Here is a 25082-nt window from a genome sequence, read left to right as displayed (position 1 = left end):
AAGTTGACAGGAGAGTATGACTAGAAGTGACAGAATCTGACAGCAGTAGGACTGAAAGTAACAGGGCGGAGCGGCTTCCGGCCTGGCACTCGTGGCATTTCCGTCAGGTGACTGGCTCTCTTCAGCTTTCGTCGGCGCCGCTGACGTCGAACTCCGATGGCGTCCGCATCCTTCCGCACTTTCCCCTGTCGAGTCGGGGCACTTGAACCGCCGGCCGACGACCTGACGGCTCGCCACAGACTTCTGAAGACAGGATGTGAAGTGTCCGGTACTCAGCCCCGCAGCTGGCCGTTGTCGACTGCGCAGCGCGGTATGTGGTTTGCGCAACAGCTCGACCTGGAAAGCCCGAGCTACAACATCGCGCAGTACCTGGAGATCGACGGCCCGATCGATGTGGTGCTGCTCGATGCCGCGGTGCGGCGGGTGGTGGCGGAGACCGACACGCTGAACGTCCGCTTCACTCAGGACGGCCAAGAGCCCCGGCAGATATTCGAGCCGGCAGACGAGGGGTTGTCCGTCCTGGACGTCAGCTCGGAGCCGGATCCGCGGGCAGCCGCCGAAGCATGGATGCGGGCCGAGATGGTCCGGCCGGTGAGCCTTGGGTCCGGTCGGACGTTCACCCTGACGCTGCTGCGGGCCGGTACGGACCGGCACTTCTTCTCTCTGCGCGGCCATCACCTGGTCACCGACGGGTACATGTGTGCGCTGTTCTTGCGACGGCTGGCCGAGGTCTACACGGCTGCGTTGCACGGGGCAGCGGTGCGAGCGGACGACGGCGGCTCACTGGACCTGCTCCTGGAAGACGAAGCCGAGTACCGCGCCTCGGAGCGGTTTATGCGGGACCGGGATTTCTGGCTGGGCCGGCTGGCGGGCCGCTCCGAGCCGCGCAGCCTCGCGGACCGGACGGTCGGGGTCTCACGGAGTTTTCTGCGGGAGACCGCACAGCTGCCGTCTGCGACCGTGGACGCCCTGCGGGCGTTGGCGCGCCGGTCCCGGGTCGGCCTCCCCGTTCCCCTGATGGCCGCCACGGCGGTCTACCTCAGCCGGATGACCGGCGCCGAGGAGGTGGCCCTCGGTATCCCGGTGACCGGGAGGACCGGCAGCGGACGAGGTGTTCGCGGGCCGATGTCCAACGAACTGCCGCTCCTGCTGGAAGTCCGGCCCGGCATGAGCGGCGAGGAGCTTCTGCGCCATGTGTCCACCGAGGCACGGCAGTTGCTCAAGCATCAGCGCTACCGGTACGAGGACCTGAGCCGCGATCTGAAGACGGTGGGCAGCGGCCGCCGCCTCATGGGCCCGTCGGTCAACTTCTTGTCCTTCGCCCACGAGCTGGCATTCGGCGATGCCCGGGCGACGCCCGTCAACCTGGCGAACGGACCGGTTCACGACCTCTCCCTCTGCGTCGAGGACCGGTCGGGTGACGGCACGATGCGCGTGCATTTCGACGCCAATCCCGGCAGGTACGACGCCGAGGAGAACGCCGCCCATCAGCGCCGCTTCCTGCAAGTGCTGGAGGGTCTCGTCGCGGCCGATCCGGGGCGGCCGGTCGGCAGGCTCGATGTCCTGCTCCCGGAGGAGCGCGCACAGGTGCTGCCGCCTGCGGGCGAGTTCCGTGCCGAGGTCCCGGACCGGACGCTTCCGGAGTTGTTCGAGGCGCAGGTGCGGCGGACGCCGGATGCGGTGGCGGTGGTGGCGGGCGAGGTGGAGTTGTCGTATGCGGAGTTGAACGCCCGGGCGAACCGGCTGGCGCGTGTGCTGGTGGGGCGGGGTGCGGGGCCGGAGCGGTGGGTGGCGGTGGCGTTGCCGCGTTCGGCGGACCTGGTGGTGACATTGCTGGCGGTGGTGAAGGCCGGTGCGGCCTATCTGCCGATCGACCCTGGCTATCCGGCGGCCCGGATCGAGCTGATGCTGCGTGATGCGGATCCGGTGTGTGTGGTGACCGCGGATGGGCTCACGGGGCAACTTCCCTGCGGCGAGGGGACGGTGGTGGTGCTCGATGACCAGACCACGGTTACGGGTCTTGCCGCTCAGTCCGGTGAGAACTTGACCGGGGCGGAGCGTTCGGCGCCGTTGGTGTCGTCGCATCCGGCGTATGTGATCCATACGTCGGGCTCGACCGGTGCGCCGAAGGGTGTGGTGGTCCCGCACCGGAACGTGGTGCGGCTGTTTGCCGCGACCGAGCGGTGGTTCGGTTTTGGTCCGGATGATGTGTGGACGCTGTTCCATTCCTTTGCGTTCGACTTCTCCGTGTGGGAGTTGTGGGGGGCATTGCTGCACGGCGGTCGGCTGGTGGTGGTCTCGCACGAGGTCTCGCGTTCGCCGGCCGAGTTCCTTGACGTATTGGTGCGTCATGGGGTGACGGTGCTCAACCAGACGCCGTCGGCGTTCTACCCCTTGATGCGGGCCGAGGCCGAGGACGCGGAGGCTTCGGCGAAGCTGGCGCTGCGGACGGTCATATTCGGCGGTGAGGCGCTGGAACCGGGGAAGGTGGCGGAGTGGTTCCGACGGCACCCGGTGGATGCGCCGCGGCTGGTGAACATGTACGGCATCACCGAGACCACGGTCCATGTCACCTACGCCCCGCTCGGCGCGGACGACGTGGCGGGCGGGCCGTCCCGCAGCGTGATCGGTGAGCCGATTCCTGATCTCCGTGTCTATGTGCTGGACGCGGCGCTGCGGCCGGTACCGCCCGGCGTCACCGGAGAGCTGTACGTGGCGGGTGTGGGCCCGGCGCGCGGATATCTGAACCGCACCGCCCTGACCTCGGAACGGTTCGTGGCCGACCCCTTCGGCGGGCCGGGCTCCCGGATGTACCGCAGCGGTGACCTGGCCCGGTGGACCGCCGACGGCCGACTCGACTACGTCGGGCGCGCGGACGGCCAGGTCCAACTGCGAGGTTTCCGGGTCGAGTTGGGCGAGACAGAGGCGGTGCTGGCCGGTTGCGAGGACGTGTCCCGGGCCGTGGCCGTCGTACGGGAGGACCGTCCCGGTGACCGGCGGATCGTGGCGTACGTCGTCGGCGCAGGGGCAGCCGCACCGGACCCGGCCGCGCTGCGTCAATTCGCCGCCCGGAGCCTGCCCGCGTACATGGTTCCGTCCGCGATCGTGCCGCTCGATGCGCTGCCGCTGACGGTCAACGGCAAGCTCGACCGTGCCGCGCTGCCCGCCCCGGGCCCCGTCGCACCGGCCCCTGGCCGGGCGCCGCGCTCGACCGAGGCGGAGCTCCTGTGCGGCCTGTTCGCCGAGGTCCTCGGTGTGGACCGGGTCGGCGTCGACGACGGATTCTTCGATATCGGCGGGCATTCGCTGCTCGCCACGCGCTTGGTCAGCCGCATACGGGCCGTACTGGGGGCGGAGCTGTCGGTGCGGGATGTCTTCGAGGCGCCGACGGTGGCGGGGCTCCTGGCACGGATGGGTGACAAGGGTGAGCGGCGGCCCGCCCTGCGTCCGGCCGACCCTCGCCCGGAGGTGGTGCCGTTGTCGTTCGCGCAGCGCCGGCTGTGGTTCCTGCACCAGTTGGAGGGGCCCGGTCCGACGTACAACATGCCGTTCGTGCTGCGGCTGGCGGGGGATCTGGACGTCGGCGCGCTGCGTGCGGCCCTGAACGACGTGGTCGCCCGGCACGAGAGCCTGCGCACGGTGTTCCCGGAGGTCGGCGGGGCCCCGGGCCAGCGGGTGCTCGCACCCGACGAGGCGGTGGTGGAGCTGTTGGCCCACCAGGTGACCGAGGCCGGGCTCGGCGAGGCGCTGGGTGCCGCGGCGGCCTACCGGTTCGACCTGACCACCGAACCGCCGCTGCGTGCGGACCTGTTCGCGCTCGCCCCGGGCCGGCACGTGCTGCTGCTGGTGCTCCACCACATCGCCGGTGACGGCTGGTCGAACGTGCCGTTCGCCCGGGACCTGTCCGCCGCCTACACGGCCCGCTGCTCCGGCCGGGCCCCCGACCGGGCTCCGCTGCCGGTCCAGTACGCCGACTACGCGCTGTGGCAGCACGACCTCCTCGGCAGCGAGGACGACCCGGACAGCCTGATCTCCGCTCAGGTCGCCCATTGGACCCGCACGCTCGACGGGCTGCCCGAGCAGCTGGACCTGCCCACCGACCGGCCCCGGCCGGCCGTGCCCTCCCACCGTGGCGGCCGGGTGCTGTTCACGCTGGACGCTGACCTGCACCGGCGGCTCGCCGAACTGGCACGGGAATCCGGCGCGACCCTCTTCATGGTGCTGCAGGCCGGACTCGCCGCCCTGCTCGGCAAGGTCGGCGCGGGCACCGACATCCCGCTCGGCAGCGCCATCGCCGGCCGTACCGACGAGGCCCTCGACGACCTCGTCGGGTTCTTCGTCAATACGCTCGTGGTGCGCCTGGACACCTCCGGCGACCCGGCCTTCGCCGAACTGCTCACCCGCGTACGGGAAGCGGACCTGGCCGCCTACGCGAACCAGGACGTGCCCTTCGAGCATCTCGTCGAACTGCTCAACCCGGTCAGGTCGGCGGCCCGGCACCCGCTGTTCCAGGTGATGCTGACGCTGCAGAACAACGCCGCCCCCGAGTTCGCCATGCCCGGCCTGCGCGTGACCGCCGACAGTGCCGAGCTGGCCGCGGCCAAGTTCGACCTGTTGTTCAGCCTCACCGACCGGTACACCGACGACGGCGCCCCGGACCGGGTCGACGGAGAGCTGGAGTACAGCACCGATCTGTTCGACCGCACCACCGCCGAGGCCCTGGCGGCCCGGTTCGTGCGGCTGCTGGAGGCCGCGGCGGCCGGGCCGGACCGGCCGCTCAGCGCCTTCGACCTCACCGACGCCGACGAGCGCGAGAAGCTGCTGGTGACCTGGAACGGCGCCGAGTGCGCGTACCCCCTGACACCGCTTCCGGGGCTGTTCGAGGCACAGGTGGCGCGGACGCCGGACGCGGTCGCGGTGACCGACGGCGTCGCCGAGCTGAGCTACGCAGCACTGAACGCGCGGGCCAACCGCCTGGCGCGGCTGCTCATCGGCCGCGGCATCGGCCCGGAGCAGGTCGTGGCGGTCGCCCTGCCGCGCTCCGCCGACCTGGTCGTCGCCTTGCTGGCCGTGCTCAAGACGGGCGCGGCGTACCTGCCCGTCGAGCCGGCCCACCCGGCCGAGCGGCTCCGCTTCCTGCTCGACGACGCCCGCGCGGTCCTCGGACTCACCACGAGCGCGGTCGCCGCGGACCTGCCGACGACAGGCCTGCGCTGGATCATGCTGGACGACACCGGGACGGAGCGGGCCACCGGGGAACAGCCCGAGCGCGATCCGTCGGACACCGACCGGACGGCGGCGCTGCGGCCGGAGCATCCCGCGTACGTGATCTACACATCGGGCTCCACGGGGCGTCCCAAGGGCGTGCTCGTCGAGCACCGGGCGCTGGCGGCCTATCTGCACTTCGCCCGGGGCGCGTACCCGGGAACGGCCGGGACGGCGCTGCTGCACTCGCCGGTCTCCTTCGACCTGACCGTCACCGCGCTGTTCGCGTCGCTGACCTCGGGTGGCCGGTTGCTGGTCGGGGACCTGCCCAGCGGGACGCCGGCCCCGGGCACCTACACGTTCCTGAAGGCAACGCCGAGCCACCTTGCGCTGCTCGGTGCCGTGCCCGGTCATCAGGCGGCGGTCGCGGACCTGGTCCTGGGCGGCGAGCAACTCACCGGTGAGCAGCTCGCGCCGTGGCGCCGTGCGCAGCCGCAGGCCACGGTCGTCAACGAATACGGGCCGACCGAGAACACGGTGGGTTGCCTCACGCACCGGGTGCCGCCCGGCGCCACGACCGGGGACGGCCCCCTGCCGATCGGGCGGCCCGTCCCGAACACGCGGGCCTATGTGCTCGACGCCTGGATGCGCCTGGCGCCGCCCGGCGTGACCGGTGAGCTGTACCTGGCCGGGGCGCAGCTCGCGCGCGGCTACCTGAACCGGCCCGGGCTGACGGCGGAGCGGTTCGTGGCGGACCCGTTCGGCGGGCCGGGGACGAGGATGTACCGGACCGGGGACCTCGCCCGGTGGACCGCGGACGGATTGCTGGTCTTCGTCGGTCGCGCCGACGAGCAGGTCAAGCTCCGGGGGTACCGGATCGAGCCGGCGGAGATCGAGACCACGCTGTCCCGGCATGCGGCCGTGTCCCAGGTCGCCGTCGTCGCCCGGGAGGACCAGGCGTCCGGCACGCAGTTGGTGGCCTACGTCGTCCCGGCGGCGGACGAGCGGCGTGATGACGCAGCGGCACAGGCACAGCTGGCCGAGTGGCAGGACGTGTACGACTCGATGTACGGCGCCGGGCGCGCCGGTGTGGAGCCCGCCCCCTTCGGCGAGGACTTCACCGGCTGGACCAGCAGTTACCACGGAGGGCCGATCCCCGTCGAGCAGATGCGCCAGTGGCGCGACGCCACGGTCGCGCGGATCCGCGAGCTACGGCCGCGGCGGGTGCTGGAGATCGGCGTGGGCAGCGGCCTGTTGCTCTCGCAGCTCGCGCCGGACTGCGAGGCCTACTGGGGCACCGACATCTCGGCCGACGCGATCGAGGGGCTGCGGGCCCAGGTGGCCGGGCAGGGCCTGGCGGGGAGGGTGGAGTTGCGCGTCCAGTCCGCCTCGGACGCCGACGGTCTGCCTGCCGGCCGCTTCGACACGGTGGTCATCAACTCGGTCGCCCAGTACTTCCCGGACGCCGGCCATCTCCACGGCGTGCTCGGCACGGCGTTGGAGCTGCTGACGCCCGGCGGGGCGGTGTTCCTCGGCGATGTGCGTGACCTGCGGCTGCTGCGGTGCCTGCACACGGCGGCGCAACTGCGCCGCGCCACACCGTCCGCCGACGTCGCCGCGGTGCGCCACGCGGTGGAGCAGGCCGTGCTGCTGGAGAAGGAACTGCTGCTGGACCCTGCATTCTTCACCGCGCTCGCCACCCAGCGGGACGACGTCGCCGGCGTCGACCTGCAGGTCAAGCGCGGCGCCTACGTCAACGAGCTGAGCCGCTACCGGTACGACGTCGTGCTGCACAAGCGGCCGGCCACCCGGATTCGGTCCCTGGAGGCGGCGCCGGAGCTGCGGTGGGGCCACGACGTCCCCGGTCTCGATGCCCTGGAGCGGCAGCTGGCCGCGGCCCGGGTCCCCGCGCTGCGGCTGACCGGGGTCCCCGACGCGCGGCTGGCGGACGAGGCCGCCGCCCTGCGGGCGCTGGACGACGGACGGCCGCCGGCGGACCTGCTGTCCCTGCTCGGAGCCGCGGAGCGGTCCTCGGCCCCGGCCCTCGGGCCCGACACCTTCTGCGAACTGGGCGAGCGACTGGGCTACCGGGTGGCGGTGACGCGCTCGGGGAGCGACGCGGAGAGCCTCGATGTGCTCTTCACGGACCCGGCTTCGGCCGCGCTGAGCGGCGTCCACCGACCGGTCGCGACCGCCCCGGGGGCGTCACCGGCGGCGTTCGCGAACGACCCGGCGACCTCCCGGCGGCGCGGTGAACTCGTCGCCGCGCTCACCGCGTCGCTCCGGGAGCAATTGCCCGCGTACATGGTGCCGACCGCAGTGGTGGTTCTCGACGAGCTTCCCCTGACCGCGCACGGAAAGCTCGACCGCGCGGCGCTCCCGGCCCCGTACCTCGGGTCCGTCGCTGGCTCGCGCCTGCCGGCCTCGCCACGGGAGCAGGCGTTGTGTGACCTGTTCGCGCAGGTCCTCGGCGTGGCGGCGGTCGGTGTGGACGACAACTTCTTCGACCTGGGCGGGCATTCGCTGCTGGCGACCAGGCTGATCAGCCGCATCCGCTCCGTCCTCGGCGCCGAACTGACCGTCCGCACCGTGTTCGAGGCGCCCACCGTCGCCGGGATCGCCGAGCGGCTGAGCGATGCGGAGGCACGCCACGAGGAGCTGCGTCCGGCCCTGCGGCCCGTGCCCAGGCCCGAGGTGGTGCCGCTGTCCTTCGCGCAGCAGCGGCTGTGGTTCCTGCACCGCCTGGAGGGGCCGAGCGCGACGTACAACATGCCGGTCGCCCTGCGGCTGCGCGGTGCGGTGGACGAGTCGGCGCTGCGGGCCGCGCTGGCGGACGTCGCGGCGCGCCACGAGAGCCTGCGCACCGTGTTCCCCGTGGTGGACGGGGTGCCCCGGCAGCTCGTCCTCGGGGCGGCCGGTGTGCGCCCCGAACTGCTCGTCCGGCAGGTCGACGAGGCCGGGCTCCGCGAGGCCGTGCGAGCGGCGGCGCGCTACCCCTTCGACCTCGGGGTCGAACTGCCGTTGCGGGCCGAGCTGTTCGTCCTGGACCGGCGTGAGCACGTACTGGTGGTACTGGTGCACCACATCGCGGGCGACGGGTGGTCGATGGCTCCGCTGTCGCGGGACCTCGCGGCCGCCTATGCCGCGCGGTGCCGGGGCGAGGCTCCGTCGTGGGCGCCGCTGCCGGTCCAGTACGTGGACTACACGCTCTGGCAGCGCGCGCTGCTGGGGGACGAGGACGACCCGGACAGTCCTTTCGCCCGGCAGATCGCGTACTGGCGCGAGGCACTGGCGGACCTGCCCGAGCAGCTCGCGCTCCCGGCGGACCGCCCCCGCCCCGCCGTGTCCTCGTACCGCGGCGAGATGTTCGGCTTCGACCTGAGCCCGGAGCTGCACCGCAGGCTCGCGGGTCTGGCCCGGGCCGGCGAGGCCAGTCTGTACATGGTGCTGCACGCCGGTCTGGCCGCCCTGCTGACCAGGCTGGGCGCCGGTACGGACCTGCCGATCGGCAGCGGTATCGCCGGGCGCCGCGACGAGGTGCTCGACGACGCGATCGGGCTGTTCGTCAACACGCTGGTGATGCGTACCGACACCGCGGGCGATCCGTCGTTCGGCGAACTGCTCCGGCGCGTGCGGGAGACGGCACTGACCGCCTACGCCCATCAGGACGTGCCCTTCGAGCATCTGGTGGAGGTGCTGAATCCGGTCCGTTCCCCGAACCGCCATCCGCTGTTCCAGGTGGCATTGGTGCTGCAGAACACCCCGGAGGCGGATCTGACGCTGGCCGGGGTGGACGTGACGCTCGAACCGGCCGGTTCGGGGACCTCGCGGTTCGACCTGTTCTTCAGCGTCACCGAGCGCCCCGCGCCGCCGGGAGCGCCCAGCGGCTCCTTCGGCGGAGTGCGCGGGACGGTGGAGTACAGCACCGACCTGTTCGACCGGCCGACGGTCGAGGCCATGGTGGCGCGGTGGATCCGGCTCCTGGAGGCGGTGAGCGCTGACCCGGCACGGCGCATCGGCGAGGCCGACATCCTCACCTCGGCCGAGCGCACCCAGGTGCTGGGCGCCGCCGGTGCCCCGGTCCCGCCCGCCGTCCTCCCGACGCTGTTCGAACGCCGGGCGGCGCGTGTCCCCGGGGCACCGGCGGTGCTGTCGGAATCCGGCGTGCTGACCTACGAAGAGCTCAACGGCCGGGCGAACCGCCTGGCCCACCTGCTGATCGCGCGGGGAATCGGGCCGGAGCAGACCGTCGCACTGGCCTTCCCCCGCTCCGCGGACCTGGTCGTGGCGATGCTCGCCGTTCTCAAGGCGGGGGCGGCCTACCTCCCGCTCGACCTGGGCTACCCGGCCGAGCGCCTGGCGTTCCTGCTCGGCGACGCCCGGCCGTCGCTGCTGCTGACCGGCGGTACCGCGATCCCCGGCGCCGACGATCTGCCCACGCTGAACCTGGACGACGACGCCGACGGACACCGGGCGCGGGCCGCGGACCTGGCCGACCGGCCGGCCACCAACCCCGAAAACGCCGACCGCGTACGGCCGTTGACGCCCGCGAACCCCGCCTACGTCCTGTACACGTCCGGTTCGACCGGCACCCCCAAGGGCGTAACCGTCACCCACGCCGGAGCGGCCGCCCTGGTGGCGACGCAGACGCAGGCCTTCGGTTGCGGGCCGGGCAGCCGCGTCCTGCAGTTCGCCTCGCCCAGCTTCGACGCGGCGTTCTGGGAGCTGTGCATGGCGCTGCTGACCGGCGCGACGCTGGTGGTGGCGCCGCCCGAGCGGCTGCTGCCGGGGCCGGACCTCGCGGCGCTGGTGGCCGAGCGCGGGGTGACGCACCTGACCGTGCCGCCGGTGGCGCTCGGGGTGCTGACCCCTGACCAACTGGCGCCGGTGACCACGCTGGTGGTGGCCGGTGAGGCCTGTCCGCCGGCGACGGTGGCGGCCTGGAGCCGGGGCCGACGGATGGTCAACGCCTATGGGCCGACGGAGGCGACGGTCTGCGCGACGATGAGCCGGCCCCTGTCCGGCGGGGGCGGCGAGGACGGCGGGGACGGCAGGGAGAACGTGCCGCCGATCGGCACCCCGATCCTCGGCGCGCGGGCCTATGTGCTGGACGCCGGGCTGCGTCCGGTGCCGCCGGGCATGGTGGGCGAGCTGTACCTGGCCGGGGCGGGCCTGGCCCGCGGCTACCTGGGGCGGCCGGGCCTGACCGCCGAGCGGTTCGTGGCCTGTCCGTTCGGCGAGGTCGGATCGCGGATGTACCGCACGGGGGATCTTGCGCGGTGGAACGGCGCGGGCGAGCTGGAGTTCGCCGGGCGGGCCGATCAGCAGGTGAAGGTCCGGGGCCACCGGATCGAGCTCGGCGAGGCCGAGTCCGCGATGGCCGCCCACCCCCGGGTGGCGCAGGCGGTCGCGGCGGTCCGCGAGGACGGGCCCGGCGGGAGCCGCCTGGTGGGATACGTCGTGCCTGCGCCGGAAGACACCGCGAAGGCCACGGATCCCGCCGAGGCCACGGATCCCGCAGCCTCCACGGACCTCGACGGCACACCGGAGGAGGCGGGCCGGGTACGGGACTGGCGGCAGCTCTACGACACGCTGTACGGGCAATCGGCGCCCGCTCCGTTCGGTGCCGACTTCACCGGATGGAACAGCAGCTACGACGGGCAGCCGATCCCCGAGGGCGAGATGCGGCAGTGGCGGGACGCGACCGTCACACGGATCCGGGAACTGCGGCCCAGGCGCGTCCTGGAGATCGGGGTGGGCCGCGGCCTGATCCTGTCCCAACTGGCCGCGGAGTGTGAGCAGTACTGGGGCACCGACCTGTCCGCGGTCGTGATCGAGGCCCTGGCGGCCCAGGTGGCCGACGAGCCGGCGCTCGCCTCCCGGGTCGAGCTGCGGGCGCAGCCGGCCGACGACGTCACCGGGCTGCCGCAGGGCTTCTTCGACACCGTGGTGCTCAACTCGGTGGTCCAGTACTTCCCGCACGCCGACCACCTGACCGAGGTCATCGACAAGGCGATGGGCCTCCTCGCGCCGGGGGGTGCCCTGTTCCTCGGTGACCTCCGCAACCTGCGGTTGCTGCCCATGCTGCGGGCTGCCACCGGCAACACCGCACCGGAGCGGGAGTTGCTGGTCGACCCGGACTTCTTCCCGGCCCTGACCGGTGTGGTGCCCGGGATCGGCGCCGTGGATGTCCGCCTCAAGCGCGGGCGGTACCACAACGAACTGTCCCGCTACCGCTACGACGTTGTCCTGCACCGCGCGCCGCTGGCGTCACCGGTGCGGTCGTTCGACGAGGCACCGGTGCTGCGCTGGCCGGAGCTGGCCGGCGGAACGGAGGCCCTCGCCGCGCTGCTGGCCGAGCGCCGGCCGGACCGGCTGCGGGTCACCGGTATCCCCAATGCCCGGCTGGCGGGCGAGGCCACCCCGGCGCACGCCGTGACCGTGGACCCGGAGGACCTGTGCGAGCTGGGTGAACGGCTCGGCTTCCAGGTGGCCGTCACCTGGTCGGGCGCGGAGGGCGAGGGCGGCGAGAAAAGCGACGTCTGCTTCGACGCACTGCTCTCCGACGGCCCGGACAGCGCCGGTGCCGCCGCCACCGGGGTGTACCGGCCGGTGCTCTCCGGGGCGCCGGACCGGTCGGCACTGCGGGACTTCACCAACGCCCCGGCGGTGGTGGCCCCGCCGGTGCCCCTGGGTACCGCGGTACGTGCCTGGCTGCGGGAGAAGCTGCCGGAGTACCTGGTGCCCTCGGCCGTCGTCGCGATCGACGCCCTGCCGCTGACGCCGAACGGCAAGGTCGACCGCACGGCGCTGCCCGCGCCGGAAGCCTCCGCCACCGCGGCGCACCGACCGCCTACCACCGCGCAGGAGCGACTGCTGTGCGACATCTTCGCCGGCGTACTCGGCCTGCCGGCCGTCGGCGTCGACGACGGCTTCTTCGACATCGGCGGCGACAGCATCGTCTCCATCCAGGTGGTCAGCAGGGCCAGGGCCGCGGGGATGGCGATCACCCCGCAGGACGTGTTCCAGCACAAGACCGTGGCCGCGCTGGCGGCGGCTGCCGGCACGCTCGACGGGGCACCGGCCGAGGGCGAGGCGCCGCAGGTGGGCCTCGGCACGGTGCCGCTGACGCCGGCCCTGCACGAGCTGCGGGAGCGGGACGCGGATCCGGGCACCCGGTACGAGGCGATGGCCGTGGAAGTCCCGGCGGGCCTGGACGCGGGGCGGATCGAGGCGGCCCTGCAGGCGGTCCTGGACCACCACGACGCGCTGCGGATGCGCCTGAACCGGGTTCCCGGCCAGGCCCCTGAGACCGACCGGGACGAGTGGCTGCTGGAGGTGCTGCCCCCCGGGGCGAACCGGGCCGCGGACTGCCTCCACCGGGTCGGTGCCGCGGCGCGCGAGGATCTGCTCGCCGCGGAGGAGCGGGCCGCGTCGTCGCGCCTCGCGCCGGAGTCGGGAGTGGTGGTCCAGGCGGTCTGGTTCGACGCCGGGTCCGGCCGGCCCGGGCGCCTGCTGCTGGTGCTGCACCGGCTCGTGGCGGATGCGGAGTCCTGGCGCATCCTGCTGGAGGACGTCGCCCTCGCCTGCGAGGCGGCAGCTGACGGCCGACGGCCCGAACTCCCGGCGACCGGCACGTCGTTGCGGCGCTGGGCCCAACACCTGCGCACCCAGGCACAGGACGTCCGACGCGTCGAGGAGCTGCCACGGTGGACCGAGATCCTCGCCGGGGCGGGGGCCGGGGCCGGGGAGTCGGGCGGGGACCTGGGTGGTCGGCCGCGGGAAGTGCCTGGGGATGCGGCGGTGGCGGCAGCGGGCACGCTGACGCTCACGCTGCCCGCCGAGCGCACCGAGGCGCTGCTCACCAGCGTGCCGGAGGCCTTCCACGCCGACGTCGAGGCCGTGCTGCTGACCGCGTTCGCCCTGGCGGTGGCCGACTGGCGGCGCCGCCGGGAGGCCGCCTGCCCGGGCGGTGCGGACACGTCGAAGAATCGGTACGGCCGGGATGCCGGGGGCGACGCCGTGGTGGCCGAGGTACGGCGGTCCGGCCGGACGGGCCTCCCCGAAGGCATCGACCTGTCCCGCACCATGGGCTGCTGCACCGTCACCCATCCGGTCCGCCTGGACCTGGGTGGCGTGGACCGGCACGAGCTGTGGGAGGGCGGTGCCGCCGCCGGAGCGGCCCTGAAACGGGTCAAGGAGCAACTGAGGTCCCTGCCGGACGGTGGACGGGGCTTCGGCCTGCTGCGCCACCTCAACCCCGACACCGCCCCCACCCTGGCCGGCCTGCCTGCGCCGCAGGTCGCGTTCCAGTATCTCGGGCGGTTCCCACAGCCCCCGACCGGTTCCTGGCCGGCCGGGCCGGATATGCCGCCGAAGCACCGGATCGAGGTGAAAGTGGCTGCCGTGGACCATCCGGGCGGCCCGCGGCTGACCGCGACCTGGTGCCGGCCGCAGGGAGGGTGCGCCGAGGCCGACCTGCGCGACCTGGCCGACACCTGGGCGCGCGCACTGGAGGCACTGGCCGCCCATGCGAGGAGCCCCGCCGCGGGTGGCCTCACCCCGTCCGACGTACCGCTGGTCCGGCTGAGCCAGGACAAGCTCGAACGACTCCAGGCCGCATGGAGGAGCAAACGATGACACAGACGGAGACACAGGCGGAGCTGGAGGACATCTGGCCGCTGGCACCACTGCAGGAGGGGCTGCTCTTCCACGCGCTCTACGACGAGGCGGCGCTCGACGTCTACACGGTGCAGCAGTCCTTCGACCTGGACGGTCCCCTCGACGTCGGCGCACTTCGCGCGGCCGCGCGGGCCCTGCTCCGGCGCCATGCGAGCCTGCGGGCCGGGTTCTGGCACGAGGACCTGGAGGAGCCGGTGCAGGTCATCCCGCGCGAGGTGGCGCTGCCCTGGCAGGAGGCCGATCTCAGCGCGGTGGATCCGGGCGCGCGGGAAGCCGAGGCGGAACGGCTGGCGGCGGAGGACAGACTCCGCCGCTTCGACCCCGCCCGCCCCCCGCTGTTGCGGTTCACGCTCGTCAGGTTCGGGCCGGCACACCACCGGTTCCTCGTCACCGCCCATCACCTGGTGCTGGACGGCTGGTCCGCGCAGCTGATGTTGGCGGAGCTGTTCGAGCTGTACACGCGGGGCGGCCGGGACGAGGGGATGCCGCCGGCGGCCGGGTACCGCGACTACCTGGCCTGGTTGGCCGGTCAGGACCGGGCGGCCGCCGAGGACGTCTGGCGCGAGATGCTGAAGGGCGTCGACGAACCGACCCGGGTCGCTCCGGCCGACCCGTCCCGGGCGGCCGAGCCGCCGGGCCAGGTGCTCCGCGAGCTGCCCGACGACCTTGCCGCGGCGCTCGACGGCCTGGCCCGCCGTGCGGGCCTGACGCTGAACACGGTGTTCCTGGGGGCCTGGGCGATCGTGCTCGGCCAGTTGACCGGCCGGACCGACGTGGTGTTCGGCACGACGGTGTCCGGGCGCCCGCCCGAGGTGCCCGGGGTCGAGAGGATGGTCGGCCTGTTCGCCAACACACTGCCGGTCCGGGTCCGGCTCGATCCGGCGGAGCCGCTGGCCGGGGTGCTGGCGCGCCTGCAGGAGGACCGGACGCGCCTGATGGCCTGCCAGCACGTGGGCCTTGCCAACATCCAGCGCACGCTGGACGCCGGTGAACTCTTCGATACGACAACCGTGTTCGAGAACCTTCCGACGGACGACGCCGCGCAGGCCGCCGGCCCGCACGGCAGCGGGCTGCGGGTGGTGGCGAGCCGCAGCTACGGCGTCACTCATTACCCGCTCAACTTCATGGTGATACCGGGAAGTCCGCTGCGGCTGCGTCTGGACCACCAGGTGGGCCTGTTCGACCGGGAGGCCGCGGAGGCGATCCTGGGCCGGGTGGTCCGGGTCCTCAGGGCCGCGGTCGCGGACCCGGAACGGCGGCTCGGCGCCCTGGAGATCCTGACCCCTGCCGAGCGGGACCAGGTCCTGGTGGAGTGGAACGGCACGGTCGGCGAGCTGCCGTCCGTCCTGGTTCCCGAGGCCTTCGAGGCGCAGGCCGCGCGGACCCCGGACGCGGTGGCCGTGGTCGCCGACGGGGTGGCGCGGACGTTCGCGGAACTGCGCGCGCGGGCGGACGAGCTCGCCGGGCACCTGGCCGGCCATGGCGTCGGGCCCGATGTGCTGGTCGGTCTGTGCGTGCGCCGGTCGACCGAGATGATCGCCGCCGTCCTGGCCGTCTGGAAGGCCGGCGGAGTGTGCGTGCCGCTGGACCCCGACTATCCGGCGGAGCGCCTGGCGTTCATGCTTGCCGACGCGTCGGTACGCGTGGTGGTGACCGAGCGGGCACTGGCCGGGCGGCTGGGCGAGTGCCGGGCGCCCCTGGTGCTGCTGGACGCGGACGAGTCCCCGGCCACGGACGCGCGGACCGCCACGGGGCGGGGCGCGCCGACCGAGCAGCCGGTGGTGCGGGGGGACCAGGGCGCGTACGTGGTGTACACCTCCGGGTCGACGGGCGTGCCGAAGGGCGTGTTGGTGACGCACCTGGGCCTGGCGAACCTGTTCGCGAGCCACCGCGAGCGCGTCTTCGCCCCCGCGGCGGCCGAGGTGGCCGCGGCGGCCGGGCGGCGACTGCGGGTGGCACACACGGCGTCGCTGTCGTTCGACGCGAGCATGGGACAGCTTCTCGGCCTGGTGGCCGGGCACGAACTGCACGTGGTGGACGACCACACCCGCCGCGACGCCGCCGCGCTGCTGGCGTACGTGCGCAGCCGGGAGATCGACTACCTGGGCATCACGCCGTCGCTGCTGGGCGAGTTGACGGGCCTTGGGATGCTGGACGGCGCCGGGCACCGGCCGGGCGTGATCCTGTTGGGTGCGGAGGCCGCGGGCGCGGCGCTGTGGGAGACGCTGCGGGAGTGCCCCGGCATCGAGGTGCACAACTACTACGGACCGAGCGAGTGCACCGTGGACACCGTCGGCGCCCGGGTACGGGACAGTGCCCGGCCGGTGATCGGCGGGCCGGTCCGGAACATGCGGGTCTATGTGCTCGACGCGCGGCTGCGGCCGGTGCCGCCCGGAGTGACGGGCGAGCTCTACCTTTCCGGAGTACAGCTCGCCCGGGGGTATCTGAACCGGTCGGGTCTGACCGCGGAGCGTTTCACCGCCGACCCGTTCGGTGCGCCGGGGAGCAGGATGTACCGGAGCGGCGACCTGGCCCGCTGGACCGCGGCCGGATTGCTGGAGTTCGTGGGCCGGGCGGACGACCAGGTGAAGCTGCGCGGGTTCCGGATCGAGCTCGGCGAGGTCGAGGCGGTGCTGGCCCGGCACGCCACGGTGGGGCACGCGGTCGCGATGGTGCGTGAGGACAGGCCCGGCGACCAGCGCCTGACCGCCTACGTGGTGCCCGCGCCCGGTGCCCGGGTGCATCCGGGCGAGCTGCGGGAGTTCGCCGCCGGGAAGCTGCCCGGGTTCATGGTGCCCGCCGTGGTCGTCGTGCTCGACGCGCTGCCGCTCACCCCGAGCGGGAAGCTGGCCCGCCGCTCCCTGCCCGCCCCTGGGCCGGGGCTCCACGGGGCCGGCGGCCGGGAGCCGCGCGAGCCCGCGGAGGAGATCCTGTGCGGGCTGTTCGCGGAGGCCCTCGGGACCGGGCAGGCCGGCATCGACGACGACTTCTTCGCCCTGGGCGGGCACTCGCTGCTCGCGACCCGCCTGGTGTCGCGCATCCGTGCGGTGCTCGGTGTCGAGCTGGCCGTACGGGACGTGTTCGAGGCTCCCACGGTGGCCGGTCTGGCGGCCCGGATCGACGCGTCGGGCCGAGGGGCTTCCCGGCGTCCGGCGCTGCGGCCCGCCGACGACCGTCCGGTCGAGCTGCCGCTGTCGTTCGCCCAGCGCCGCCTGTGGTTCCTGCACCGGTTCGAGGGCCCTTCGGCCACGTACAACATGCCGTTCGCCCTGCGCCTGACCGGGGACCTCGACGTCGCCGCGCTGCACGCCGCCCTGAACGATGTGGTGGCCCGGCACGAGGCGCTGCGCACGGTCTATCCGGATGCGGCGGGCGTGCCGCGCCAGCACGTCCTCGACCCCGCCGACGCCGTCGTCGAGCTGCCCGTGGAGGCGGTCGACGAGGCCGGGCTCGCCGCTGCGGTCGCGGACGCGGCCGCGCACCCGTTCGTCCTGAAGTCCGAACCGCCCCTGCGCGCACGGCTGTTCACGCTGGGAGCCAACGAGTACGTCCTGCTGCTCGTGCTCCACCACATCGCGGGCGACGCCCTGTCCAACCGCCCGCTGACCCGCGACCTGTCCAGCGCCTACACCGCCCGGCGCGCCGGGCGGGCACCGTCCTGGGCACCGCTGCCCGTCCAGTACGCCGACTACACCCTGTGGCAGCGGCGGTTCCTCGGCGAGGCGGACGACCCGGACAGTGTGCTGTCCCGGCAGGTGGAGTACTGGCGGCGGACGCTGGCGGGCCTGCCGACCGAGCTGGAGCTGCGCCGGGACCGGCCCCGTCCAGAGGTGGCCAGTCACCGCGGCGGCACGGTGCCGCTGCGCCTGGGCCCGGACCTCCACGCCCGGCTCGCCGCGCTGGCCCAGGCGGGGCACGCGAGCCTGTTCATGGTCGTCCAGGCGGCGCTGGCGGCGCTGCTCACCCGGCACGGCGCGGGCACCGACATCCCGATCGGCACGCCGACCGCGGGGCGCACCGACGACGCGCTCGACGAGGTCGTCGGATGCTTCGTCAATACGTTGGTGCTGCGTACCGACACCGGTGGGAACCCGAGCTTCGCGGAGCTGCTGGACCGGGTGCGCGAGGCGGGCCTTGCCGCGTACGCGCACCAGGACGTGCCGTTCGAGCATCTGGTGGAGGTGCTCAATCCGTCGCGTTCGGCGGCCCGGCACCCGCTCTTCCAGGTGCTGCTGACGCTCCAGCACACCAGCGACATATCGGTGGACCTGCCGGGGCTGCACTGCCGGGCCGAGGGGACGCAGTCGCAGTCGGCCAAGTTCGACCTGCTGTTCAGGCTGGCGGAGCGCCGCACCCCGGACGGGTTGCCCGGCGGTCTGGAAGGCACCGTCGAGTACAGCACGGACCTGTTCGACCGGGGTACGGTGGCGGACCTGGTGACCCGGTTCGAGCGGCTGCTCGATGCCGCGGCCGCCGATCCCGCCGAGCGGATCTGGCGGCTGGGCACCCTGACGCCCGCCGAGCGCGGACGGGTCCTGACGGAGTGGAACGACACCGCACGGTCGCCGTCACCCTCGACGCTGCCGGAGCTGTTCGAGGCGCAGGCGGCCCGGACGCCGGATGCGATCGCCCTGTCGGCCGGGGAACTCGACCTGACCTACGCCGAGTTGAACGCGTGGGCGAACCGCCTGGCCCATGCGCTGGTCGAGCGCGGTGCCGGACCGGAACGGGTGGTGGCCGTGGCCCTGCCGCGCTCGGTCGAACTCGCCGTGGCCCTGCTGGCCGTGCTGAAGTCCGGCGCGGCCTATCTGCCCGTCGATCCGCACTACCCGGCCCAGCGGATCCGCGCCCTGCTCGACGACGCCGGGCCGGTCTGTGTCCTGGACGACCGGGACCAGGTGCGGGTTCCCGGCGACCGGCCCGCTGTGAATCCGGGGTGCGCGGCCCTCGCTACGCCGTTGACGCCCGCGCACCCCGCATACGTGCTCTACACCTCCGGCTCGACGGGCACGCCCAAGGGTGTGGTCGTCCCGCACGCCGCCGTCGTGAACCGGCTGCTGGGCATTCAGGCCGAGTTCGGACTCGAACCTTCCGACGCGGTCCTGTACAAGGCGCCGGTGTCCTTCGACGCGTCGGTGTGGGAGTTCTTCTGGCCGCTGACCACGGGAGCCCGGATCGTGGTCGCCGACCCCGACGGGCACCGGGACCCGGCCTACCTGGCCCAGGTGATCCGCGAACGCGCGGTGACCACCGTGCACTTCGTCCCGTCGATGCTGCGGATCTTCCTCGACGAACCGGCCGCGGCCGGCTGCACGAGCCTGCGGCGGGTCCTGACCGGCGGGGAGGCGCTCCCGGCGGACGTGCGGGACCGCGCACTGACCGTGCTGGACGCGGACCTGCACCACCTCTACGGCCCGACGGAAGCCACCGTCCACGCGACGTCCGGGACCTGCGAGCGCATCCCGGCCGCGGCACCGGACGGCCGCCCGGTGCCGATCGGACGCCCTGTCAGGAACATGCGTGCCTATGTGCTGGACGCGGGCCTGGGCCCGGTGCCGCCGGGCACCGTGGGAGAGCTCTACCTGGCCGGCGTACAGCTCGCCCGCGGCTACCTGAACCGTCGTGGCCTCACGGCCGAGCGGTTCGTGGCCTGCCCGTTCGGCGCGCCGGGTGAGCGGATGTACCGGACCGGGGACCTCGCCCGCTGGACCGATGACGGCGTGCTCCGATTCGCCGGCCGAACGGACGACCAGATCAAGCTGCGCGGGTTCCGCATGGAGCCCGGCGAGATCGAGGCGGTGCTGGCCCGGCACGCCACGGTCTCGCGGGCCACGGTCGTACTCCGCGAGGACCGGCCCGAACAGCGGCGGCTGGTGGCGTATGTGGTCGGGGCGCCGGGTGCCGAGCCGCAACCGGCCGAGCTGCGGGCGCACGCCGCCCAGGTGCTGCCGGAGTTCATGGTCCCGGCCGCGGTCGTCGTCCTGGACGCCCTGCCGCTGACCGACAGCGGGAAGCTGGATCGGCAGGCCCTGCCGGAGCCGGGCCCGCGCCCGGTGGTGTCCACGTGGATGGCGCGCACGCCCGAGGAGGAGGTCCTCTGCGGTCTGTTCGCGGAGTGCGTCGGTGTGGTCGGCACCGGCGTCGATGACGACTTCTTCGCACTCGGCGGTGACTCGCTGGCGGCGATCCGGCTGGTGAGCCGGATCCGGGACACGCTGGGCTTCGACCTGTCGGTCCGGGACCTGTTCGCGGCGCCCACGGTGAGCCGCCTGACGGAACGCCTCCGACTGGGCGTCCCGGGCGACGCTTTCGACGTCCTGCTGCCGCTACGGGCCTCCGGCGGGCTCCCGCCGCTGTTCTGCATCCACCCCGCCGACGGCCTGAGCTGGTGCTACACCGGGCTGCTGCGGCTGCTGGGGCAGGACCGTCCGGTGTACGGGCTGCAGTCGCGCGGCATGGCGCGGCCGGAGGCGTACCCGGAGACGATGGACCAGTTGGTCACCGATTACGTCGCGCAGATCCGTTCGGTCCAGGCCGGCGGCCCCTACCATCTGCTGGGCTGGTCGTTCGGCGGCGTCGCGGCCCACGCGGTCGCGGTCCGCCTCCAGGCCGAAGGCGAAGAGGTGGCTCTGCTCGCCCTCCTCGACGCCTACCCCCGGGACCCCGAGAGGGCGGTTCCGCTTCCGGACGAGCAGCAAGTCCTCTCGGCCCTGCTCGACTTCGCGGGCCACGCCGAGGACGGCGTACCGCTGCGGATCTCCGACGTCATGGACGTTCTGCGGAGCGGCGGCGGGCCCCTGGCGGACCTGGAGGAGCGCCGCGTGGTGGCCATGACCGAGATCTTCGTGAACAACGCACGCCTCGCTGCGGCGCATGTGCCCGGTCGGTTCGACGGGAGCCTCCTGCACTTCACGGCGACCGCCGGACGCCCCCCGGAGCTGCCGACCGCGGCCGACTGGGAGCCCGCCGTCACCGGTCGCGTGGAGCGGTACGCCGTGGACTGCACCCACCAGGAGATGTGCAAGCCCGTGCCGCTGGGCCAGATCGGGCGCGTGGTGGCCGAAAGGCTGGGTGACGCCGCGGCATCGGCCTACCGCAGCCGATAGCCGGAAACCGAGAATAAGCCGGAAAGCCGGGACCCCGGAAAGCGCAGAATCCGGAAGAGGAAGAAGGAAGCACACCATGACCAACCCCTTCGAGAACCCCGAGAGCACATACCTGGTGCTGGTCAACGACGAGGGTCAGCATTCCCTGTGGCCGTCCTTCGTGGAGGTTCCGGCCGGATGGGAGGTCGCCCACGGGGAGGACTCCCGGGAGGCCTGCCTCGCCTATGTCGAGGAGCACTGGACCGATATGCGCCCGAAGAGTCTCGTCGAGGCCATGGACGGGGCCGGCGGGGCTGATTCCTGACCTGTCGGTGACCGTCACACCAGATCCTGGGAGGCGCCACGCCGGATTCCGTCCCGGCGGGCAGTGATGACTGCCCGCCGGGGCGGCTACTTGCGTGGGAGCAACTGCGCGAAGCGCTGCTCCCAGGCGTCTTGATTTCCCCTGGCGTCCTGAACGAACCGGCTCCGAGCGATTCCTTTGATCACCATGTCGTTGAGCAGGGAGTACGGAAAGGCCATCGGCCGTACGACATCCAGGAACAGCACGGCACGGTCCTCATCGGTCCCGTTCCACGCCTCGTGTTCGTAGGTGTCGTCGAAGAACATCCCGGCCCCCTCACGCCAGTGCTCCTCCTGTCCGCCGACGCGAATGCCGCAGGAGTCCTCGGGAGACGGGATCTTCAGCCCGAGGTGATAGCGGACCACGCCCTTGTAGGGGCCACGGTGCGGTGGCACGTGTTTGTGGGGGCCGAGGATCGAGAAGAAGGCCGTTTTCAGACCGGGGATGTGGGCCAGCAGTTCAGCTGTCCGCGGGCACCGCTCACAGTTGGGCTCGAACCGGTAACCGTAACCGTAGAAGAAAAAGGTCTTCCATTGGTTGTCGTCGGTGATGTGGCGTTGGGCGGTCGAGATGTCCTGAAAATTGGGCAGCGCGTCGCGGTGTTCCAGCAGGGTGTCGAGTTCGGCTCTGATGTCACGCCAGTTGTCTTCGAGCCCTCGACTCCAGGGGAACGCTGATGCCGAGATGAACGGGCTGTCGTCGAAGCGGGAGTGGTGGACCATCTGCTTTTCGATCCACTTCACCAGTGCGGGAAGAAAACTCGGCACGTGCGTTCCCTCAGGTTAATTGCTCATTGCAGCAAATGGCGGGTGGGCTGCCAGCTTCGAATGCTCAGAAGTTCGCGTCAAGGTCATGATCCGGACGATCCTGGCCGGAATGCACTGACGGCGGTGCCGCCCTCTACCCAAAAGCGGTGCGGCCCGGACCGATAAGGTCCGGGCCGCGGTGAAGCCGGTCGTCGCTCAGCCTCCGGCAGACATCAGCCGTCGTTCTCCGAGGAAGGAAGGTACGCCCCCGGCACATCCTGCGGCGCGAAGATCTTCTTCTCGCCCGGGTACGGCTTGTTCCAGTTGTGCGTCTCGTACCAGGTGAGGTGGTTCAGCTGGGCGGGGTTGGCGTAGTCGGGGACGGCGTGGGGGCCGGTCAGTCGCTGCTTGGACTTCCACTTGTCCCAGATCGCTGCCAGGTCCTGCTTGTCCGCGGGGACCTTCGCGGGCGCGACGGCCGCTGCGTCGGGGCTCTGCGGTGCCGGGGTGTCCGGGCCGCAGGGCGGCTGGGTCTTCAGGCCGTCGGTGAGTGCGACGCGGTTGGGCTGCGCCGTGAACGGGGTGGTGTCCGGGAGGCGGGTGAAGGCGCCGCTCATCGGGCTGGCCGCGCTGTCCTTCTGGTTCATCGGGTGGATCCCCAGGATCTGCTCGATGGTCCGGATCACCGTGATCTGGGTGTAGTAGTGGCTGTCGGTCTTGCCGCGCTGTGCCCAGGGGCTGATGATCTGGATCGGGGCCCGGTGCCCGTCGACGTGGTCGAGGCCCGCCTGGGAGTCGTCCTCGACGACGAAGACGGCCGAGTTCTTCCAGTACTTGCTGTGCGAGATCTTGTCGACCATCCTGCCGACCGCGAGGTCGTTGTCCGCGACCTGGGCGGACGGGCTCGCGGGACCACCGGTGTGGTCGTTGGAGAACCAGAACATGTTCAGGTTCGCCGGCCCGTTCTTCTCGAAGTCCTGCTTCCAGATCTGGTACTTGTAGACGTCCGGGACGTCGAGGTCGAACATCGGGAAGCCGGGCACCGACACGTCGTTGAGCGAGGGGATCGCCGACCCGACGTTGATGGGGTACGCCGTGGGCTGCCCGGTTGCGTCCATGGTCTTGGCGTCGCAGTACAGGTTCTGCCAGGACGCTCCGGACGGCTTGCTCTCCACCGACTGGAACTCACCGAAGTCCTTGACGGACTTGCGCGCCGCCTGCGCACCGGTCCACAGAAAACCGGACCTCTGGTGGCCGAGAGCGTCGTTCTCGGTGTCGTAGCTGCGCTGGTACTCACCGGCCGAGGACTCGGTGTACTCCGGATTGTCGCTCTGCATCAGCCAGTTGTGGCCCTCGGCGGAGTTCGTGCCGATGTCGTAGGTGTTGTCGTACAGCCCGAACTGCTTGGCCATCGCATGCTGGTTGGGCGTCACGTTCTCGCCGAACTGCGCCAGCTTCGCATCGCCGTTGCCCTGCGGGAGGTCGCCGAAGACCTGGTCGTAGGTCCGGTTCTCCTTGACGATCAGAAAGACGTGCTTGATCGGCGAGGGGTCACCGAGTCGCTGCGGGACCGGAGTCGGCTTCGTGTTGCTGTTGCCGTCGGCCTTCTTGACGGAGTGGCCCAGCCAGCCGTTCTGCTTGAAGACCTTGGCCGTCTGGGCCCTGATGGCGCTGTCGTCGGGCAGCGTGAAGCGCTGCAGGCTGGAGGTGGTGTCGTGGGTGCCGTGCGCGCCGCTGGGGTTGGGGCGACGGGCGTCGATACCACGGGTGTTGGAGACCAGCACCTGGTTGCCGACGGTGGCGATCTCCGAGGGGAAGTAGTCCGTGGGGAGCAGGCCGACGTAGCTGACCGGCTCCTGCGGGCTCTTGTACTTGTACACGGCGACCGCGTTGGCGCGGCCGAGCGTCACCAGCAGATGCCCGTCGTCGGTGAGCGTCACCGCGTTGGGCTCGTAACCCACCGACGCCTCCGGCCACGGACGGGTGGCGATGGTCTGCACGACCTTGTCGCGGGCGGTGCTGATGACCGACACGTCGTTGGTTGCGGTGTTGGTGACGAACAGAGCCCCGCCTTTGGCGTACAGGGCGGTCGGGTGCAGACCGACGACGATGCTCCCCACGGCGGCATCCGGATTCGCCAGGTCGATGACGCTGACCGTGCCGGTGGTGGTGGCACCGGTCTTCGGGTTCGCCGGCACCTGGGTGTTGTAGGAGTTGATCGTGGTGTCGCCGGGCCTGGCCGGGCGGCCGCCCTCGTTGCTGACGTAGAGCTTGTCGCCGACCTTGACCATGTCACGCGGGGCGTTGCCCACGTCCCAGCTGTGCTTGACGGCCCCGGTCGCCGCGTCGAGGGCGACCACTCTGTTCTGGCCGTTGACCGCGGCGTACACGGTGGAGCCGTCGGGCGAGAACACCGGCTCCCCCACCAGCGCCCGCTTGGCGCCGTCCGCCGGGATCTTGAGGAACGTCGGGTTGCTGACGCTGCCGTCCGGGTTCACGGTGAGCCTGGTGTAGCCGTCGGTCTGGCCCAGCCACAGCTGCTTGCCGTCGGGCGAGTACGTGGGGCCTTCCTGGCCCACGGAGTTGCTGCTGATGCGCGGGTTGGACGATGCGGAGGCGCTGACGAGCTGCTGCACCTTCCAGTTCTTGCGGTCGACGATGGCCAGCGCCGCGCCGCCGTCGGTCAGCGAGGCCGCGATGTGGGTGCCGTCCGGGCTGACCGAGGACGACATGATCTTGCCGTTGTCGATGACGAGGCGGTCGCCGTACGGGGCGATGTACTGGTCACTGGAGACGACCTGGCCGTTCGCGGTCTGCTGCCCGACCTGGTCGGTGCCGAACTGGTGGGTCTGGGCATAACCGATGCCGGCCGTGGCGGCGAGGACGACCGCGGTGGCGGTTGCCAGGGCACTGCGGCGGCTGAAGCGGCCGAAGCGTCTGTCGAGACGGCCGGAACGATCGTCCTCGTCATGTCGACGGCGGCGTATGACCTGCATGGAG

The 25082-nt window shown here is 72.2% G+C and carries 5 protein-coding genes; 3 read left to right on the top strand and 2 right to left on the bottom strand.

Translation table 11 applies throughout. The features are described 5' to 3' along the window. Window positions 1-156 precede the first annotated feature (156 nt). From AB0E02_RS04620 to AB0E02_RS04610, 3 genes are all read left to right on the top strand, one after another. Window positions 157-13845 (top strand): amino acid adenylation domain-containing protein, encoded by a 13689-nt coding sequence (locus AB0E02_RS04620; RefSeq protein WP_362135934.1) that lies wholly within the window; start codon window positions 157-159, stop codon window positions 13843-13845. Then, complete coding sequence (locus tag AB0E02_RS04615; RefSeq protein ID WP_362135932.1) at window positions 13842-20993, top strand: amino acid adenylation domain-containing protein; 7152 nt, start codon at window positions 13842-13844, stop codon at window positions 20991-20993. Before AB0E02_RS04620 ends, AB0E02_RS04615 begins: the two co-directional genes overlap by 4 nt. A 76-nt stretch (window positions 20994-21069) precedes the next feature. Beyond that, complete coding sequence (locus tag AB0E02_RS04610; RefSeq protein ID WP_362135930.1) at window positions 21070-21297, top strand: MbtH family protein; 228 nt, start codon at window positions 21070-21072, stop codon at window positions 21295-21297. An 86-nt stretch (window positions 21298-21383) separates the two neighbouring features. On the opposite strand, the gene AB0E02_RS04605 is transcribed toward AB0E02_RS04610, so the two are convergent. Beyond that, a complete protein-coding gene (locus AB0E02_RS04605) occupies window positions 21384-22103 on the bottom strand; it encodes an aspartyl/asparaginyl beta-hydroxylase domain-containing protein (RefSeq protein ID WP_362135928.1) in 720 nt (239 codons plus the stop codon). A gap of 212 nt (window positions 22104-22315) precedes the next feature. Beyond that, the gene (locus AB0E02_RS04600; RefSeq protein WP_362135926.1) at window positions 22316-25078 is read right to left on the bottom strand and encodes an alkaline phosphatase family protein; all 2763 of its coding nucleotides are present in this window, start codon (window positions 25076-25078) and stop codon (window positions 22316-22318) included. Window positions 25079-25082 lie beyond the last annotated feature (4 nt).

Origin of the sequence: Streptomyces sp. NPDC048196, assembly GCF_040652715.1 — a bacterium.
In the GTDB taxonomy this organism is placed as follows: Bacteria; Actinomycetota; Actinomycetes; order Streptomycetales; family Streptomycetaceae; genus Streptomyces; species Streptomyces siderophoricus.
The sequence above is the reverse complement of the archived record's forward strand: the minus strand, read 5'-3'. Positions and strand labels throughout refer to the sequence as shown.

Coding starts and splice junctions, on each gene's coding strand:
- AB0E02_RS04620 (WP_362135934.1), top strand. CDS start 157: ATGGCGTCCGCATCCTTCCGCACTTTCCCCTGTCGAGTCGGGGCACTT.
- AB0E02_RS04615 (WP_362135932.1), top strand. CDS start 13,842: ATGACACAGACGGAGACACAGGCGGAGCTGGAGGACATCTGGCCGCTG.
- AB0E02_RS04610 (WP_362135930.1), top strand. CDS start 21,070: ATGACCAACCCCTTCGAGAACCCCGAGAGCACATACCTGGTGCTGGTC.
- AB0E02_RS04600 (WP_362135926.1), bottom strand. CDS start 25,078: ATGCAGGTCATACGCCGCCGTCGACATGACGAGGACGATCGTTCCGGC.